The organism is Cellulomonas sp. P1_C4 (assembly GCF_056406355.1).
Genome location: NZ_JBFUAI010000004.1, coordinates 37,914 through 54,331, shown reverse-complemented (window position 1 = coordinate 54,331; position 16,418 = coordinate 37,914). Strand labels below are relative to the sequence as shown.

Genomic DNA, 16,418 nt, shown 5'->3' with positions numbered 1-16,418 from the left:
GTATGCTATCGGATCAGACCACCAGCTCGCGCTCGATGGCGGTGCGGATGCGTTCGGGGATCGGAACCGGGCGCCGCGTCGCGTCGTCGACGAACACGTGCACGAACCGCCCCTCCGCGATCACCTCGCCCTCCCGCAGGATGCCGAGCTCCCACGTCACGGAGCTGGTGCCCACCCGGCCGGCCCGCAGGCCCACCTCGAGCGGCTCGGGGAAGCTGGCCGAGACGCGGAACTCGCAGGACGACGACACGCAGACGCCGATCGGCTCGCCCGCCCGCGGGTCCAGCCCCGCGGAGGCGATGAGCCAGAGATTGATCGTCGTGTCCATGGCCTCGTAGTAGACGGTGTTGTTGAGGTGCCCGTAGACGTCGTTGTCGTTCCAGCGGGTGGGAAAGGGCGCCCGGTGCGGGTAGGTCACGGGCGCAGCACCAGCTCGAACGCCGCCCGCGCGCGCTCCGCGCTGGGCCGGTCGCCGTTGATGAGGTCGGCGTAGGTGAACGACTCCGAGATGCGGACCAGCAGGTAGGCGAGGTCGCGGGCGCTCACCGAACGACCGAACGACTGCTCTCCCAGCTCCTCGCGGACCAGGGTCTCGACGACCGCGACGTAGCGCCGCTGGATCTCGCTCTCCTTCGTCGTGAGCAGCCGCAGCGCTCGCGCCGGCTCGCGCTGCAGGAAGCCACGGAAGTACGGGGCGGTGTTGAGGTCGCGGACGAAGTGCGTGAGGAAATCCGCCACCCGCGGCGAGCCCGTCGCGCCCTGCGTCGCGGCCTCGGCCTGCTCGAGCGTGGGCACGGCGAGCGACCACAGGACCTCGGAGAGCAGCGCGTCGCGGTTGCCCACCCAGCGGAACAACGAGGTCCGATCCACGCCGAGGTTCGTCGCGAGCCTGCCCATGTCGATCCGGGCGCCCTCGATGAACGTCTCGCGGGCCACCCGGAACGCCCGCACGGCCTCCGCGTGCTCGCCGTCCTCGAGCCGTTGCGACAGCCAGGAGGGCGCGGCGCGAGTGCCGACGTGACCGAGCCCGACCGAACGGTCCGCAGCGACGCCGAGGTTCGACATGGCGGCAACCTACTCCTCCCCGTCGAGGGGCCATGCAACATCTGGGAGAGTGATGCAGACTCGAACGGTGATCGGTGCGGATCGACGAGCGGAGCCCCTCGCATGACTGTTGCCCGAAGCGCTGACGCGCTCCAGACGGACCCCTCACGCGCCCTCCTGACGAGCGACTTCTACTCGTTCCAGGACGTCCTCACGCCGGTCGAGAACGAGCACGTCATGGCGATCCGGGAGTTCCTCGAGGCCGAGGTGCGGCCGATCGCGGATGACTACTGGGAGCGCGCGGAGTTCCCGGTGCACCTGATCCCGCGCATCGGCGAGCTCGGGATGCTCGGCCCGATGTGGCCGGAGACCGTCCGGTTCGAGAACAGCGCGGTCTACCGTGGCTGGGTCGCGCTCGAGCTGTCCCGCGTCGACGCCGGCTTCTCGACGTTCATCGGTGTGCAGAACGGCCTGACGATGGGCGCCATCGGCGTCGGTGGGTCGCTCGAGCAGCGCGCCGAGCTGCTCCCGCCGATGAGCCGCGGCGAGCTGGTGGGCGCCTTCGGCCTGACCGAGCCTCTGTCCGGCTCCGACACCGCGCGCGGCCTGCGCACCACCGCGCACCGCACCGGCGACACCTGGGTGCTCAACGGCGCCAAGCGCTGGATCGGCAACGCCACCTTCGCGGACCTCACCGTCATCTGGGCGCGCGACACCGCCGACGACCAGGTCAAGGGCTTCCTCGTCCGCCGCGGCACCCCCGGGTTCACCGCAACCAAGATCGAGCGCAAGCAGGCGCTGCGGTCGGTGCAGAACGCCGACATCCTGCTCGACGGCGTCGAGGTCTCCGAGGCGGACCGGCTGCCGAACATCCACTCGTTCCGCGACGTCGCGACCGTGCTGCGGCTGACCCGAGCCGAGGTCGCGTGGCAGGCGGTCGGCGTGGCCATCGGCGCCTACGAGGCCACCGTGAAGTACGCCCTCGCCCGAGAGCAGTTCGGCAAGCCGATCGCCTCGTTCCAGCTGGTGCAGGACCGGCTCGCCCGCTGCCTGGGAAACATCACCGCCAGCATCGCGCTGTGCGTCCGGGCGTCGCAGCTGGGCGACCAGGACCGCCAGGGTGACCAGCACTCCGCACTGGCCAAGGCGTACACGACGACCGCGATGCGGGAGACCGTCGCCCTGTGCCGGGAGACGCTCGGCGGCAACGGGATCCAGCTCGACCACGGCGTCGCGCGCTACATGGCCGACGCCGAGGCCGTGTACTCGTTCGAGGGCACGAGGGACATGAACAACCTCATCGTGGGGCGCGCCATCACCGGCATCGCGGCGTTCGTCTGATCCCGCAACGTCCGAGCAGATGCGGGTTCCGGCCCGTACTTGCTCGGACGTCCCCTCGGAAAGACCCGCAACGTCCGAGCAAGGACGGGTCCTGACCCCGAGTTGCTCGGACGTTGCGTCAGTGGGCTGCGACGTACAGGACGACCGTGTCCGCAATCAGCGCGGGCTTGGTGGCGCCCTCGATCTCGATCGTCACCGTGAAGCCCGCGCGGACGCCCTGCGCGGTCGGCTCGGCGCTGCGGATCGTCGTCGAGGCCCGGACCCGAGAGCCCACGACGACCGGCTGCACGAACCGGACGCGGTCGAGCCCGTAGTTCACGACCAGGTCGGTCCCGCCCACCTCGACGAGCCCGTCGGTGAGGCGCGGGACGAGGGAGAGCGTGAGGTAGCCGTGCGCGACGGTGGCGCCGAACGGGCCCTGTGCCGCCCGCGACGGGTCGACGTGGATCCACTGGTGGTCGTCGGTGGCGTCGGCGAACGCGTCGATGCGGTCCTGCTCGATCGTCAGCCAGGACTCGGCCGTCGCCGACTGTCCGACCACGTCGAGCAGGCCGGCCGGCGTCGCGACCGTGATCACGCCTTCGGCCCGCCCGCCACGTAGAGGACCTGCCCGTTGACGAAGCTCGCGGCCTCGGAGCAGAAGAACGAGACGGCGTTCGCGATGTCCTCCGGCTGGCCGACCCGCCCGACCGGGATCTCCTTGGACACGACCTCGATGAACTGCTCGTAGGTGATGTGCATGCGCTCGGCGGTCTGCCGGATCATGTCGGTCGCGATGAACCCCGGCGCCACGGCGTTCGTCGTGATCCCGTACCGGCCCAGCTCGATGGCCAGGGTCTTGGTGAAACCCTGCAGCCCGGCCTTCGCGGCCGCGTAGTTCGCCTGCCCGCGGTTGCCCAGCGCCGAGGTGCTCGACAGGTTGACGATCCGCCCCCAGCCGGCGGCGACCTGGTGCTTCTGCACCTCGCGGCTCATGAGGAAGGCGCCGCGCAGGTGCACGGAGACCACCGAGTCCCAGTCGTCCTCCGTCATCTTGAACAGCAGGTTGTCGCGCAGGATCCCGGCGTTGTTGACCAGGACCGTGGGCGCACCGAGCTCGTCGACGACGCGGGCCACGGCCGCCGCGGCGGCACCGGCGTCACCGACGTCCGCCCCCAGGGCCAGCGCCTCGCCGCCGGCGGCGCGGATGGCGTCCACGGTMGCCTCGCAGTCCTGCTCGCGCAGGTCGAGCACGGCCACACGGAATCCGTCGGCAGCCAGCCGCAGTGCGGTCGCGGCGCCGATGCCGCGGGCGGCGCCGGTCACGAGGGCAGTCCTGTTCACAGGGGCGTCCTTTCATCGAGAACGATCAGCTGGCGGAGCTCGACACCGGCCGCGAGGCGGTCCATGGCGACGTCGAGGTCGTGCAGGGTGATGCGGGACGGGCTCACCTCTAACCCGACGATCATCACGGTGTCACCCTCGCGCGGCCGGCCCGCCTTCACCACTGCACCGCCCCGGTCACGCACCTCTGGGGCCCGCTAGTACCCGGCCATCCGGAGCGCCGTGTCGACCAGCTCGACGCGGTCGAGGCCCGCGACCTGGTCCAGCGGGAACCAGGCGGCGGTGTCGGTGCTGCCGTCGACCTCGTCGCGCAGCTCGCCGCCGACGACGTGCGCGCGGTAGACGATCCGCAACGCGTGCAGGGCGCCGTCGGTGGGGTCGAGGCGGTCGGCAGCGGCGACGACGAGCGAGTCGATGCCCAGCAGCCCGTCAAGGACCGCGTGGTATCCGGTCTCCTCGAGCACCTCGCGCACGGCGGCGTCGGCGGGGTCTTCGCCCGGGTCGATGCCGCCGCCCGGCAGGGTCCACCCGGACCGCCCGGCCTCGACCCAGTGCGGGAGCAGGACACGACCGTCGTCGACGATCACGGCGTACGCGGCGACGCGCAGCCGCATCGTCACAGCAGCCGCCGGGCCGCCGCCCAGCGCGTGAGCTCGTGCCGGCTCGACAGCTGCAGCTTGCGCAGCACCGCCGAGACGTGGGTCTCGACCGTCTTGATCGAGATGAACAGCTCGGAGGCCACCTCGCGGTAGGAGTACCCGCGCGCGATGAGCCGCATGACCTCGCGCTCGCGGGCGGAGAGCCGGTCGAGCTCGTCGTCGCCGATCGCGACGTCCCCCGCGGCCGCGCCGAACGCGTCGAGCACGAACCCGGCCAGCCGCGGCGAGAACACGGCGTCGCCGCCGGCCACGCGGCGGACGGCATCGGAAAGGTCGGTCCCGTCGATGGCCTTGGTGACGTAGCCGCGCGCGCCCGCGCGGATGACGGCGACGACATCCTCGGAGGCGTCGGAGACCGAGAGCGCGAGGAACCGGGTCTCGCCCAGCAGGTCGGTGCAGGCCTTGATCACCTCGGCGCCGCCGCCACCGTCACCGCCGGGCAGGTGCACGTCGAGCAGCACCACCGGGGGCTTGAGCTCGCGCACCAGCCGGATCGCGTCGTCGACGGTGTCGGCCTCGCCGATGACGCGCACGCCCGCGTCGAGCGACGCCTTCACACCCGTGCGGAACATGTGGTGGTCGTCGACCAACACCACGTCGACCGTCTCGCTCATGACTGGGCTCCTTGTTCTTCCGGCGTGCGGATGGGCACCACGAGGTGCACCTCGGTCCCGCGCTCGGGGCTGCTGGTGACGGTCGCGGCACCCCCGCGACGCCGCACCCGCCCGATGATCGACTCGCGCACCCCGAACCGGTCGGTGCCCACCTCGTCGAGGTCGAACCCGTCGCCGTGGTCGCGCACGAACACCTCGACCTCGGCCTCCCCGACCTCGAGATACAGCGACACCGGCGGGCGACCGTGCACCACCGCGTTCACCAGCGCCTCGCGCGTGGCCTGCAGCAGCGCCTCCGAGTCGGCATCGGGCACGCGGTCGCCGACGACCACGGACTCGACGGCCACCGGGTCACCCGACGGCCCGGACCGCGAGTCCTCGACCTCCGCGACGATCCCCCGCAGCGCCGCCGCCACGGACGTGCCCGGCGCCGGGCGGTCGTCATAGAGCCACTCCCGCAGCTCGCGCTCCTGCGCGCGGGCCATGCGGGCAACCTCGGCGGAGTCGTCGGACCTCGACCGGATGAGCGCGAGCGTCTGCAGCACCGAGTCGTGCAGGTGGGCGGCGATGTCGGCGCGCTCCGACTCGCGGGCGCGCGCGGCCCGCTCGTCACCGAGCTCACGGACCAGCCGCAGCCACCACGGCGTGAGCACCAGCGCGACGCCGCCGAGCATGATCAGGGCGGCGACGATCGACTGTGCGAGGGTCGCGGTGTCGACGCCCCCGCCCGACGCCAGGCCGACGAACAGCAGCACGCCGACGCCCGCCAGCAGGATCCCGCCGGCCACCCGCAGCACGCTCACCGGCGTCTTGCCGCCGGCCCGGTCCCGCAGGCGTCCCCGCTGCGCGGGGTCCAGCTGGCTCCACGCCAGCCACAGGCCCGCGAGCACGATCAGCGCGGGCAGGATCCAGTCGGCCTGGACGTCCGCGCCGGAGCGGACCGCGATGAGCAGGACTGCGGCTATCACCAGCACCGCGCCGATGGCGATGTCGGTCACGGGGATGCGCCGGCCAGGCTCGATGACCGCCTGCCGACGAGCCAGCCGGGTCAGCGTGCTCGGCCGCACTTCCTGCGCCGCCGCCGCCGGGTCCCCGGCCGGCACCGCCAGCCACCAGAAGACGTACAGCAGGGGGCCGATGCCCGCGATCGGCGTCAGCACCAGGAAGGCGAGCCGCACGAGGCCGACCGGCAGATCGAGGTGGGCCGCGAGCCCGAGCGCCACGCCGCCGAACCAGCGCCCGCGCGCGGGACGGCGCAACGGCAGCCGTCGGCGGACGAGCAGGGGTTCGGTGGAGGTCACGGTCCGATCGTCACACGCGCCGGGTCCTCCCGGGGTGCCGTCCGGGGTTCGTTCAGGGGCGCGCCGCGTGAGGTTCAGGGTGGTCTCAGGGGACCACCCGATGCCGCGCGCTCGGCCGACCGACCAGGATCGAGGCATGGACACGACCACCCCCGCCGGCCCGGAGCCGGCCCCGCCGCAGAGCCCGGCGTACCCGTCGAACAGCTTCTTCGCCGGCATCCGTCGGCTGGGCATCACGCGTTCCGACGACCGCTGGGTCGGCGGCGTCAGCGCGGGCGTGGGAGACAGGTTCGGTATCGACCCCCTGCTGGTGCGCGGGATCTTCGTCGCCTCGCTCCTGCTCGGCGGGCTCGGCCTCGTCGCGTACGGCGCCGCCTGGGCCCTGCTGCCCGAGCGCCGCGACGGCCGGATCCACGTCGAGGAGATGATCCTCGGCCGCTTCGACATCGCCCTCCTGGGCGCCCTGGCGTTCGTCATCGTCGGCTTCGGCCGCGGCGACAACTGGTTCTTCTTCTGGGGGCCGCCCGGGTGGGTCCAGGCGCTGCTCTGGCTCGCGTTCGTCGGCGGGATCGTCACGCTGATCGTCGTCGTCGCCAACCAGCAGCCGTCCCGGCCTCGGCCGCCGACGGCCCCCGGCGCTCCGACCGCCTACCCCGCGACCACCTACCCCGCGGCGGCGGCCTCGACCGCTGTCTACCCGCCGCCCGCTCCCGCGCCGGCTCCGCCCTACGGTGCGCCGCCGGCCCAGGCCTGGACGCCGTCGGCCACGCCCCCTCCCCCGGTTCCTCCGGTCCGCACCACCAAGCACCAGCAGCAGCCGCGCCCACCGCGCCCCCGTACCCCGGGTGCCGGCGTCGGCACGGTCGGCGTGGTCGTCGCGCTCAGCCTGCTCAGCCTCGCGGTCCTGCTCGTCGCCGAGCGCACGGGAGACTTCACCGGGCCCGTCGGGCTCACGGCGCTCGGCATCGGCATCGTGCTCTGCGGTCTCGGCATCATCGTCGCCGGCCTGCGCGGCCGGACCAGCGGCGGCCTCGGCGGTCTCGCGGTCGTCGGCATCCTCGTGGCGGTGCCCCTCGGCGCCCTGCAGAACAACCACTGGATCTGGACGAACGAGGGCCAGCACAACTTCGCCGCGAGCGGGGCGGTCGTGGTGACCTCCCGCACCGACGCCGCCGACGGGTATTCCCTGGGCTTCGGCGACGTGACGATCGACCTGTCCGACGTCCCGATGACCTCCGACACCCTCGAGGTCCCGATCTCGCTCGCCGCCGGCCAGCTCACCATCGTCGTCCCGTCCGACGCGAGCGTCTCGGCCGACGTCGACGCCGGTGCCGGCACCGTCCGTTGGGACGTCGACGGGGAGCAGAAGAGCGTCGACGGCGTCGGCCTCAACCCCCGCACCTTCACGTCCGGAGCGATCGACGCCGGCGGCCCTCAGCTCGCGCTGCAGGTCCAGATCGGCGCGGGCGACGTCACGATCACCGAGGAGAACTGATGTCCACCGAGAAGACCCCCGGCGCCGGTCCCGAGGAAACCACCCCGGCGCCCGCCGACGACACGGTCGTCATCCCGCTCGACGAGGCCACCACGACGCCCGCCGACAACACGGCTGTCCTCGACGTCGGCGACACCGCCGCAGCACCCCCGGACGACACGGTCGTCCTGCCGGTCGACGAGACCACCCCGGCACCCGCCGGTGACACGGCCGTCATCCCGCTCGACGACACCACCGCGGCACCCGCCGACGACACGGCCGTCACCCCGCTGGACGACACCCTGTCAGCACCCGCGGAGGACACGGTCGCCATCCGGCGCGCACCCGCTGTCGACCAAACCGCAGCAGCCACCGACGACGAGGGAGCGGCGGTCGGCGATATCACGGGCCTCCCGGCCGCGGGCGCCACGGCGCTCACCCTCGACGAGACGCGTGCCCTGCCGACCACCGACATCGGGCCGGCGGGTCATGCCGACCCGTTCACGACCCCGGATGACGGGACCACGCCGCTCGCGGCAGCGGACCCCGCGACGCCCTACGCGTCACCGATCGGCGCGCTCTACGCGCCGACCAACCGCCCTGAGCCGACGGCCCCGCCGCGCACCTCGGCGTACGCGGAGCCGGTGGGCGTGCCCTACCCGTCGTCGGACCGCATCGAGCCCGTGGCGGCGCCCGTCGACCCGACGCCCGTCGACCCGCCCCGCCGCCGGCTCCGGGTCGGGACGGTCGTCTGGGGCCTCATCATCGCCGCCATCGGCGTGGGGCTCCTGGCCTGGGCCGCCGGCGTCGCCATCGACCTCCAGCTGGCGATGATCGTGCTGCTCGCGGTCGCCGGCACAGCCCTGCTGGTCGGCTCCATCGTCAGCGGCGCACGCAGCGCACGCCGCTGACCGACCACACACAGCACAACGTCCGAGGAAACGAGCGCCCTGGCGCTCGTTTCCTCGGACGTTGCTGTGCTCAGGCCGTGGGGCCAGAAGGCGGCGGCAGCGGTGTCGACGTGGTCGTCGCCGCTGGCGGTGCCGTCGGACGGGCCGTCGGGATCGGGTCCGGATAGGCAGTCGTCGCGGCGGTCTGGTCCGTCACGAGTCCCGCGAGGGCCGCAGCCCGCCGCAACGCCCAACCGATGAGGATGAACACGACGCCGATACCGACGACCAGCAGCGCGACGCCGAACGCCACGACGGACGTGAACAGCGACGCCCGCAGGAACGAGGCGGTCATGACCGTCTGTCGCTTCGGGTCGTCCTGAGGCAGCTCGGCGTACGTCTTGCCGCCCGACGCCTCCAGTGCGTGGGTGTTGATGATGTCCGCCTGGAACCAGGCCTCCCACGGCGTGTCGACCAGCTGACCGCCGAAGGCCTGGGCATCGTCGGAGACCGTGATCTTCTCGGCCGCCAGGTTGCTCGAGACCGCCCCCCAGGTCACGCCACCCGCGATGATGAAGATGATCCCGAAGATGATCGTGATCAGCCCGAGCACCCGGACTGTCTTCGGGCTGCCTGTTGTCGTCGCCATGTCTCCCTCTCCGAACCCCCAGCAGGACGGGTCCGACAACGCGAACCCGGTGGGCCTCGCGGCCCATGACTGAATCGCCCAACGGAACGACTCTAGGGGAGAAACCGGGCGAATCGGCGAAGGTCAGGCGAGCGCGCGCGCCCGGGCGTACTCCGACTCCGCGGAGCCGAGCACGTCGTCCCACCCGAAGGCGGGCCGGACCGCGCGATTGTGGGTGAGCATGCCCTCGAGCAGGCGGCCGTCGCGGGCGAGGTGCACGATCGCCTCGGTCATCTCGGCGTCGTCGGCGACGAGCAGACCGTCGACGCCGTCCTGGACGAACTCGGCGATCCCCGTACCGCGCCGGGCGACGATGGCGAGCCCGGCCGTGCGAGCCTCGAGGGCGGCGATCCCGAAGGCCTCGAGCTCGGCCGGGGCGAGGAACACGTCGGCGTCGGCGTAGGCCGACCGGACCTGCGAACGGGTCAGCCTGCCGCGCAGCTCGACCACGTGCTGCAGTCCCTGCCCCGCCACGGCGGAGGCCACGCGACCCTGCGCGGGCCCGGCCCCGATGATCGCGAGCCGCAGGCGGTCGGGCGGGAGCCGGCGTGCAGCCTTCCCGACGAGCTCGACCAGCGGGACGGCGCGCTTGCGGGGCGCGAGGCGCATGGTCGAGACCAGCCGCAGGGGACCGTGCTCGCCGGGCCGCCCGCGCCCCTCGGAGAAGCTCTTGGGCGCCCACGCGTCCAGGTCGAGCCCGTTGGGCATCACGGACACCTCGGCGCCGAACGCCTCGTGCACGCGAGCCGCCGCGGCGTGGCTCACGGCGCTCAGGGCGGCCGGCGCGCGGTGCCAGCGGGTGCGGTTGACCAGGGTGCGCAGGGTGCCGACGACGCCGTCCAGCATGCAGTGCCACGTGATCGCCGTCGGTAGGCCGTGATCGAGCGCGATGCGCGCGCCGTCGTACGCGAACGGCGAGAGCACGCCGGCGTGCACGTGGACCACGTCGGGCCGCAGGGCGCCGAACGCCTCGCGGAACAGCCGCGGGCCCACGGGGTTCACGGGCAGGTCGAACGGGATCCGGGCGCCCAGCCGGTGCACGTGGACACCGTTCTCCAGGTCCACGACGCCGCCGCGCTCCCCGCCGACGCCGAGCGTCGCCGTGAGCACGTGCACCTCGTGACCGGCGGCGACCTGGCGGGCCGCGAGGTCGCCGACCTGCGACTCGATCCCGCCGGTGCGCGGTGCGTAGCAGTCGGAGACGTGGACGATCAGCACGCGCACACCCTAACCACGCGAACTGGACGAGCGTTCATGGTCGGGGACATGTCACCCGCGTGCGGCGTCCGCGGCCTCGATCCGCGCCAGTGCCTGCGCGTGCACCTTGCGCTCGAGGATGAACGACATGACCGGGACGACGCCCGCCGCCGCCATCGTCGCCAGACGCCCCAACCGCCAGCGCATCTTCGACCAGAGGTCGAACACCGTGACCAGGTAGACGACGTAGATCCAGCCGTGCGCATAGGCCACCCACGCGCCGATGACCGGGTTCGGGTGGCCGGCCGCGTCGACGCCACCGGCGTGGAACACGTACTTGAGGACGAGCTCGAGGCAGAGCAGGAGCAACATCGTGCCGGTGATCCACGCCAGCACGCGGTACCGCTTCGTCGCCCCGGCTGCCTTGCGGACCCACGGGTCGGTCGTCGGGCCGGAGGCGGACACCGAGGTGGTCGCGGGGGTCGTCTGCGGGGTGCTGTCGCTCACCGGACGATTCTCCCCCATCGCGGGAGCAGGTCCGGTCAGAACCCGCACTCCCTCCGACGTGTGGTCACTCCCACTCGATGGTGCCCGGCGGCTTGCTCGTCACGTCGAGCACCACGCGGTTGACCTCGGGCACCTCGTTGGTGATCCGGGTCGAGATCGTCGCCAGCACGTCGTACGGCAGGCGGGTCCAGTCGGCGGTCATGGCGTCCTCGGACGAGACGGGCCGCAGCACGACCGGGTGGCCGTACGTCCGTCCGTCGCCCTGCACGCCGACCGACCGCACGTCCGCGAGAAGCACCACGGGGCACTGCCAGATGTCACGGTCCAGGCCGGCGCGGGTCAGCTCCTCGCGGGCGATCACGTCGGCCGCGCGCAGGATGTCGAGGCGCTCGGCTGTCACCTCGCCGATGATCCGGATGCCCAGGCCGGGGCCGGGGAACGGCTGGCGCCAGACGATGCCCTCGGGCACGCCGAGCTCCAGGCCGACCGCGCGGACCTCGTCCTTGAAAAGGGTGCGCAGCGGCTCGACCAGCTCGAACTGCAGGTCGTCGGGAAGCCCGCCCACGTTGTGGTGCGACTTGATGTTCGCCGCGCCCTCGCCGCCGCCGGACTCGACGACGTCGGGGTAGAGCGTGCCCTGCACGAGGAACTTCACCTCATCGTCGCTGTGCTCGACGATCTCCCGCGCCGCGTCCTCGAACACGCGGATGAACTCGCGGCCGATGATCTTGCGCTTGGTCTCGGGGTCGGTGTGCCCGGCCAGCGCGTGCAGGAACCGCTCGCGCGCGTCGACGACCTTGAGCTGCACGCCGGTGGCGGCGACGAAGTCCTTCTCCACCTGCTCGGCCTCGCCCGAGCGCAACAGACCGTGGTCGACGAACACGCAGGTCAGCTGGCTGCCGACGGCCTTCTGCACGAGCGCCGCGGCGACGGACGAGTCGACGCCGCCGGACAGCCCGCAGATCACGCGGGACGTGCCCACCTGCGCGCGGATCTTCTCGACCTGCTCCGCGACGACGTTCCCCGCGTTCCAGTCGGGCGTCAGGCCGGCGCCCTCGTAGAGGAAGTTCTCGAGCGCCTTCTGCCCGAGCGGCGAGTGCTTGACCTCGGGGTGCCACTGCACGCCGAACAGGCGGCGGGCGCGGTCCTCGAACGCCGCGACGGGGCTTCCCGACGACGTCGCCAGGACCTCGAAGCCCTCCGGCGCGGCGTGCACGGCGTCGCCGTGGCTCATCCAGACCGTCTGCGACGACGGGCTGCCCGAGAGCACGGTCCCGGCGGACGTGACCTCGACGGCCGTCCCGCCGTACTCGCGCTGGCCGGTCTGCGCGACGGTCCCACCCAGCGCGGCGGCCATCGCCTGGAAGCCGTAGCAGATGCCGAGCACCGGGACACCGGCCTCGAACAGGGCGGGGTCGACGAACGGGGCGCCGGTCGCGTACACCGAGGACGGGCCGCCCGACAGGATGATCGCGGCCGGGTCCTTGGCCAGCAGGTCCGCGACGGACGCGGTGTGCGGCACGATCTCGGAGTACACGTTGGCCTCGCGCACACGCCGCGCGATCAGCTGCGCGTACTGCGCGCCGAAGTCGACGACGAGCACGGGACGATGAGTGGTGGCGGCCGGGTCGGGCGTCTGCGTCACGCCCTCAGGGTAGTCGGCGCACGGACCTCGTCCGTCCTGTGTCCGTGCCCTGGCACGGCTGCGGAAAACGGTTCGAGGAGTGTCGGTAGCCCCACGTAACGTTGCCCCTCGTGCGTTCCCTCCCCCTCGACGACCCCGGTACCCCGCCGCTGAGCGGGCCTACGGCGCTGCTCTGGTGGCTGGCCCGCCGGCAGTGGGGGATCCTCCTGACCGCGGTCGGCCTCGGCGTGGTGATGTTCGGCTGCCAGGCGCTCACCCCGTACGTCGTCGGCCACGCGATCGATGACGGCCTCGACAGCGGCTTCGGCCCGGAGCTGTGGCGCGCGTGCGGCACGTTGCTGGCGCTCGGCGTGGTCATCACCATCACCTCCGCCATCGGCCACCGGTACGACATCGCGAACTGGCTCCGCGCGGCGTTCACGTCGTCCCAGCTGGTCGGCAAGACCGTCTCGCGGTCGGGCCACGCGATCACCTCGGAGCTGCCGACGGGCGAGGTCGTCTCGGCCGTCGCCAACGACGCGCTGCGCATCGGTGAGGTCTACGCGCTGGCCGCTCACTTCCTCGGCAGCCTCGTCGCCTACGGCGTCGTCGCGGTCCTCATGCTCCGCGTGTCCGTGCCGCTCGGGCTCGTGGTGATCCTCGGCCTGCCCACCGTCGCCGCGATCCTCGGCCTGCTGGTCAAGCCGCTGTCCCGGCGGCAGGCGGCTCAGCGCGAGGCCTCCGGTCGCCTGACCACGCTCGGCGCGGACACGGTCTCGGGCCTGCGCATCCTGCGCGGCATCGGCGGCGAGGGCGTCTTCACAGGCCGCTACCGCGAGCAGTCGCAGGAGACGCGACGCCGCGGCGTCGAGGTGGCCAAGACGCAGTCGGTGCTCGACGCCCTGCAGGTGCTCCTGCCCGGCACGTTCGTCGTCGTCCTCATCTACCTCGGCGCGCACATGGCCCTGGCGGGCACCATCACGCCCGGGCAGCTCGTCGCGACGTACGGCTTCGCAGCCTTCCTGTCGTGGCCCGTGCAGAACGCCACACAGATGCTGCAGGCCGCGACGCGTGCGCACATCGGCGCGACCAAGGTGGTCAAGGTGCTGCGGGTCGTCCCGGCGACGGGCGCGACCGACGGCACCGCCACCGTGCCGGACCCGCACGTCCCGCTCGTCGACGAGGTCAGCGAGCTGCGTCTCGACCCGGGCCGTGTCGTCGCCCTGGTCAGTGCGGACCCCGACGAGTCCGCCCGCATCGCCACGCGGCTCGGGCGGTTCGACGACGAGGCCGAGAAGGAGACCCCGGTCCGGCTCGGAGGCGTGCTGCTCTCGGAGCTCGACAAGGACGCGGTGCGCGAGCGGATCGTCGTCGCCGAGGCGACGCCGCACCTGTTCTCGGGGCTGCTGGAGCACGAGCTGGACGTCCGCGGCGGCGCAACGCAGGACGACCTGCTGCGCGTCATCGCGACGGCGGACGCGCACGACGTGCTCGACTCGGTGCCCGACGGCCTGGCCGGAGAGCTGCCCGAGAAGGGCCGGTCGCTGTCGGGCGGCCAGCGTCAGCGGGTCGCGCTCGCCCGTGCGCTGCTGATCGACCCCGAGATCCTCGTGCTGGTCGAGCCGACCAGCGCGGTCGACGCCCACACCGAGGCGCGGATCGCGGCGCGGCTGGCCGACGTCCGGCGCGGTCGCACCACGCTGATCGTCACCGCGAGCCCCCTCGTGCTCGACCACGTCGACGAGGTCGCGTTCGTCCAGGACGGCGTCATCCGCGCCCGCGGCACGCACGACGAGCTGCTGCTGCACGGTGCGGACGACCCTTCCGTGGCGCGCGCCTACCGCGCGGTCGTGGGACGGCAGATGGACGAGGAGTCGCTCGAGAACCGCTCGGTCGAGGACCTGGCGGACGACGAGCGGCTCCTCGAAGAGCTGATGGCGGGCCAGACGGCCGGAGACACGAACGGAGGACAGTCATGAAGCTCCCCATCGCCGACTCGGCGACCGTGCGGGCCTACACCGGCCTCCTGATGCGCAAGCACCGCCGGCCGCTGACGATCATCGCGGTCCTGCACACGCTGGCCGCGACCGCCGGCCTGGCCGGCCCGTGGATCCTCGGCATGCTGGTCGACGCCGTCAACGACGGCACGACGGTCGGCTACGTCAACACGCTCATCGCCATCGGGGCCGCCGCGGTGCTCGCGCAGACGGTGATCATCCGCTTCGCGCAGCGCTCGTCGATGGTGTTCGGCGAGGAGGTCTTCGCCGAGCTGCGCGAGGAGTTCATCGAGAAGGTCACCGCCCTGCCGCTGTCCACGGTCGAGCGCGCCGGGACCGGCGACCTGGTCGCACGCACCACCAATGACGTCAACAAGCTGCAGCACGCGGTGCGCTTCGGCGTCCCGCGCGTCATCGTCGCCGTCGTCACCATCACGCTGACGATCGTCGCCTGCCTGATCGTCTCGCCGCTGGTCTCGATCGCGATGTTCATCGGCGTCCCGACGCTCGTGATCCTCGTGCGCTGGTACCTCAAGCGCGCGACGCCGGCGTACCAGCGGGAGTCGGCGGCGTACGCGACGCTCAACGGCACCATCACCGAGTCGGTCGAGGGTGCGCGCACGGTCGACGCCCTGCGGCTGGGCCGGCGCCGGATGGCCCGGGTGGACGACGACCTGCGCGAGGCGTTCGCCGCCGAGAAGGCGACGCTGCGCCTGCGCACGATCCTGTTCCCCGGCATCGACGGCGCGTTCGTGCTCGCCCCGGCCGCCGTCCTGTTCTGGGGCGGGTACCTGGCCTCGCAGGGGCAGGTCACGGTCGGCGCGGTCACCACGATCGTGCTGTACACCTACCAGGTCACCGGTCCGGTGTGGGAGCTGATCTTCTGGATCGACGAGATCCAGGTGGCGGCCACGTCGCTGGCACGCATCGTCGGGGTGCAGCTGGTCGAGCCGGACCGTCAGTCCCGCGAGGGCACGCCGGTCGACGAGGACATCGCCGCCCGGGACCTCGAGTACGCGTACCGCGAGGGCCACAACGTGCTGCACGGCATCGACCTCGACCTGGCGGCCGGCGAACGGCTGGCGGTCGTCGGTCCGTCGGGCGCGGGCAAGTCGACGCTCGGCCGCATGCTCGCCGGCATCCACCCGCCCACCGGCGGCACGGTGACCGTCGGCGGCGTGCCGCTGATCGACCTGCCGCTGGAGCACCTGCGCGGGCACGTCGCCCTCGTGACCCAGGAGCACCACGTGTTCGTCGGCACGGTCGCGGACAACCTTCGGCTCGCGCAGGAGGACGCCGACCCGGCCGCCCTCGAGCGCGCGCTGCGCGCGGTCGACGCGTGGGAGTGGGTGCAGGCGCTGCCCGACGGGCTGGCCACCGAGGTCGGATCCGGCGGCGCCCCGCTGACGCCTGCGCAGGCCCAGCAGATCGCGCTGGCCCGGCTCGTGCTGCTCGACCCGCACACGCTGGTGCTCGACGAGGCGACCTCGCTGATGGATCCGCGTGCCGCCCGGCACCTGGAGAAGTCGTTGTCGGCCGTGCTCAGGGGCCGGACAGTCGTCGCGATCGCCCACCGCCTCCACACCGCGCACGACGCGGACCGGGTCGCGGTGGTCGACGCCGGCCGCATCACCGAGATCGGCCCGCACGACGAGCTGGTCGCCGCCGGCGGCGACTACGCGGCGCTGTGGCACTCGTGGCAGCACGACGCGGTCTGACGAAGGTGCGCCAGACGATCCATCGATCCGTCAGGGACAAT

17 protein-coding genes are annotated in these 16,418 nt (G+C 72.6%); 5 read left to right on the top strand and 12 right to left on the bottom strand.

Annotation, left to right across the window (positions count from 1 at the left end):
* Positions 1-13: 13 nt before the first annotated feature.
* Together AC1DYZ_RS04015 and AC1DYZ_RS04010 are read right to left on the bottom strand one after the other, a co-directional pair.
* Positions 14-418 (bottom strand): acyl-CoA thioesterase, encoded by a 405-nt coding sequence (locus AC1DYZ_RS04015; RefSeq protein WP_477063923.1) that lies wholly within the window; start codon positions 416-418, stop codon positions 14-16.
* On the bottom strand, positions 415-1,065 hold the full coding sequence (locus tag AC1DYZ_RS04010) for a QsdR family transcriptional regulator (protein ID WP_477063922.1): 651 nt from the start codon (positions 1,063-1,065) through the stop codon (positions 415-417). The genes AC1DYZ_RS04015 and AC1DYZ_RS04010 overlap by 4 nt, the downstream gene beginning before the upstream one ends.
* A gap of 102 nt (positions 1,066-1,167) precedes the next feature.
* Here AC1DYZ_RS04010 and AC1DYZ_RS04005 point away from each other — a divergent pair, with 102 nt between their 5' ends.
* A complete protein-coding gene (locus AC1DYZ_RS04005; RefSeq protein ID WP_477063921.1) occupies positions 1,168-2,385 on the top strand; it encodes an acyl-CoA dehydrogenase family protein in 1,218 nt (405 codons plus the stop codon).
* A gap of 118 nt (positions 2,386-2,503) precedes the next feature.
* Here the strand turns inward: AC1DYZ_RS04005 and AC1DYZ_RS04000 are convergent, their stop codons facing one another.
* The 6 genes from AC1DYZ_RS04000 to AC1DYZ_RS03975 are packed head-to-tail and all read right to left on the bottom strand — an operon-like array spanning position 2,504 to position 6,282.
* A complete protein-coding gene (locus AC1DYZ_RS04000; RefSeq protein ID WP_477063920.1) occupies positions 2,504-2,962 on the bottom strand; it encodes a MaoC family dehydratase in 459 nt (152 codons plus the stop codon).
* Positions 2,959-3,708 carry a 3-oxoacyl-ACP reductase FabG gene (gene fabG, locus AC1DYZ_RS03995; RefSeq protein ID WP_477063919.1) on the bottom strand — a complete coding sequence of 250 codons (750 nt, stop codon included), beginning with the start codon at positions 3,706-3,708 and terminating at the stop codon, positions 2,959-2,961. Before fabG ends, AC1DYZ_RS04000 begins: the two co-directional genes overlap by 4 nt.
* A complete protein-coding gene (locus tag AC1DYZ_RS03990) occupies positions 3,705-3,869 on the bottom strand; it encodes a hypothetical protein (protein WP_477063918.1) in 165 nt (54 codons plus the stop codon). The genes fabG and AC1DYZ_RS03990 overlap by 4 nt, the downstream gene beginning before the upstream one ends.
* Before the next feature lie 36 nt (positions 3,870-3,905).
* Positions 3,906-4,322 carry an NUDIX hydrolase gene (locus tag AC1DYZ_RS03985; RefSeq protein ID WP_477063917.1) on the bottom strand — a complete coding sequence of 139 codons (417 nt, stop codon included), beginning with the start codon at positions 4,320-4,322 and terminating at the stop codon, positions 3,906-3,908.
* 2 nt (positions 4,323-4,324) lie between these two features.
* Positions 4,325-4,981 carry a LuxR C-terminal-related transcriptional regulator gene (locus AC1DYZ_RS03980; RefSeq protein WP_456824822.1) on the bottom strand — a complete coding sequence of 219 codons (657 nt, stop codon included), beginning with the start codon at positions 4,979-4,981 and terminating at the stop codon, positions 4,325-4,327.
* On the bottom strand, positions 4,978-6,282 hold the full coding sequence (locus tag AC1DYZ_RS03975) for a PspC domain-containing protein (protein ID WP_477063916.1): 1,305 nt from the start codon (positions 6,280-6,282) through the stop codon (positions 4,978-4,980). Before AC1DYZ_RS03975 ends, AC1DYZ_RS03980 begins: the two co-directional genes overlap by 4 nt.
* 136 nt (positions 6,283-6,418) lie before the next feature.
* Between AC1DYZ_RS03975 and AC1DYZ_RS03970 the strand changes: the two genes are divergently transcribed.
* A complete protein-coding gene (locus AC1DYZ_RS03970) occupies positions 6,419-7,777 on the top strand; it encodes a PspC domain-containing protein (protein ID WP_477063915.1) in 1,359 nt (452 codons plus the stop codon).
* Positions 7,777-8,667 (top strand): hypothetical protein, encoded by an 891-nt coding sequence (locus AC1DYZ_RS03965; RefSeq protein WP_477063914.1) that lies wholly within the window; start codon positions 7,777-7,779, stop codon positions 8,665-8,667. Before AC1DYZ_RS03970 ends, AC1DYZ_RS03965 begins: the two co-directional genes overlap by 1 nt.
* 70 nt (positions 8,668-8,737) lie before the next feature.
* On the opposite strand, the gene AC1DYZ_RS03960 is transcribed toward AC1DYZ_RS03965, so the two are convergent.
* The 4 genes from AC1DYZ_RS03960 to guaA all read right to left on the bottom strand — a co-directional run bounded on the left by AC1DYZ_RS03960 (position 8,738) and on the right by guaA (position 12,683).
* Positions 8,738-9,295, bottom strand: a complete 558-nt coding sequence (locus AC1DYZ_RS03960) for an aromatic ring-opening dioxygenase LigA (RefSeq protein WP_477063913.1) — start codon at positions 9,293-9,295, stop codon at positions 8,738-8,740.
* A gap of 123 nt (positions 9,296-9,418) precedes the next feature.
* Positions 9,419-10,552, bottom strand: a complete 1,134-nt coding sequence (locus tag AC1DYZ_RS03955) for a glycosyltransferase family 4 protein (RefSeq protein WP_477063912.1) — start codon at positions 10,550-10,552, stop codon at positions 9,419-9,421.
* 51 nt (positions 10,553-10,603) lie between these two features.
* Entirely contained in the window at positions 10,604-11,038 is a 435-nt protein-coding gene (locus AC1DYZ_RS03950; RefSeq protein ID WP_477063911.1) for a DUF3817 domain-containing protein, read from the bottom strand.
* 64 nt (positions 11,039-11,102) lie between these two features.
* On the bottom strand, positions 11,103-12,683 hold the full coding sequence (guaA, locus tag AC1DYZ_RS03945) for a glutamine-hydrolyzing GMP synthase (RefSeq protein ID WP_477063910.1): 1,581 nt from the start codon (positions 12,681-12,683) through the stop codon (positions 11,103-11,105).
* A gap of 110 nt (positions 12,684-12,793) precedes the next feature.
* Here guaA and AC1DYZ_RS03940 point away from each other — a divergent pair, with 110 nt between their 5' ends.
* Together AC1DYZ_RS03940 and AC1DYZ_RS03935 are read left to right on the top strand one after the other, a co-directional pair.
* Positions 12,794-14,641 (top strand): ABC transporter ATP-binding protein, encoded by a 1,848-nt coding sequence (locus AC1DYZ_RS03940; protein WP_477063909.1) that lies wholly within the window; start codon positions 12,794-12,796, stop codon positions 14,639-14,641.
* Positions 14,638-16,377 carry an ABC transporter ATP-binding protein gene (locus AC1DYZ_RS03935; RefSeq protein WP_477063908.1) on the top strand — a complete coding sequence of 580 codons (1,740 nt, stop codon included), beginning with the start codon at positions 14,638-14,640 and terminating at the stop codon, positions 16,375-16,377. Before AC1DYZ_RS03940 ends, AC1DYZ_RS03935 begins: the two co-directional genes overlap by 4 nt.
* Positions 16,378-16,418: the final 41 nt, after the last annotated feature.

What these genes read in the sequence shown, in the direction of transcription:
- AC1DYZ_RS04010 (WP_477063922.1), bottom strand. Translation starts at nt 1,065, where the DNA reads ATGTCGAACCTCGGCGTCGCTGCGGACCGTTCGGTCGGGCTCGGTCAC.
- AC1DYZ_RS04005 (WP_477063921.1), top strand. Translation starts at nt 1,168, where the DNA reads ATGACTGTTGCCCGAAGCGCTGACGCGCTCCAGACGGACCCCTCACGC.
- AC1DYZ_RS03985 (WP_477063917.1), bottom strand. Translation starts at nt 4,322, where the DNA reads ATGCGGCTGCGCGTCGCCGCGTACGCCGTGATCGTCGACGACGGTCGT.
- AC1DYZ_RS03980 (WP_456824822.1), bottom strand. Translation starts at nt 4,981, where the DNA reads ATGAGCGAGACGGTCGACGTGGTGTTGGTCGACGACCACCACATGTTC.
- AC1DYZ_RS03970 (WP_477063915.1), top strand. Translation starts at nt 6,419, where the DNA reads ATGGACACGACCACCCCCGCCGGCCCGGAGCCGGCCCCGCCGCAGAGC.
- AC1DYZ_RS03965 (WP_477063914.1), top strand. Translation starts at nt 7,777, where the DNA reads ATGTCCACCGAGAAGACCCCCGGCGCCGGTCCCGAGGAAACCACCCCG.
- AC1DYZ_RS03960 (WP_477063913.1), bottom strand. Translation starts at nt 9,295, where the DNA reads ATGGCGACGACAACAGGCAGCCCGAAGACAGTCCGGGTGCTCGGGCTG.
- AC1DYZ_RS03935 (WP_477063908.1), top strand. Translation starts at nt 14,638, where the DNA reads ATGAAGCTCCCCATCGCCGACTCGGCGACCGTGCGGGCCTACACCGGC.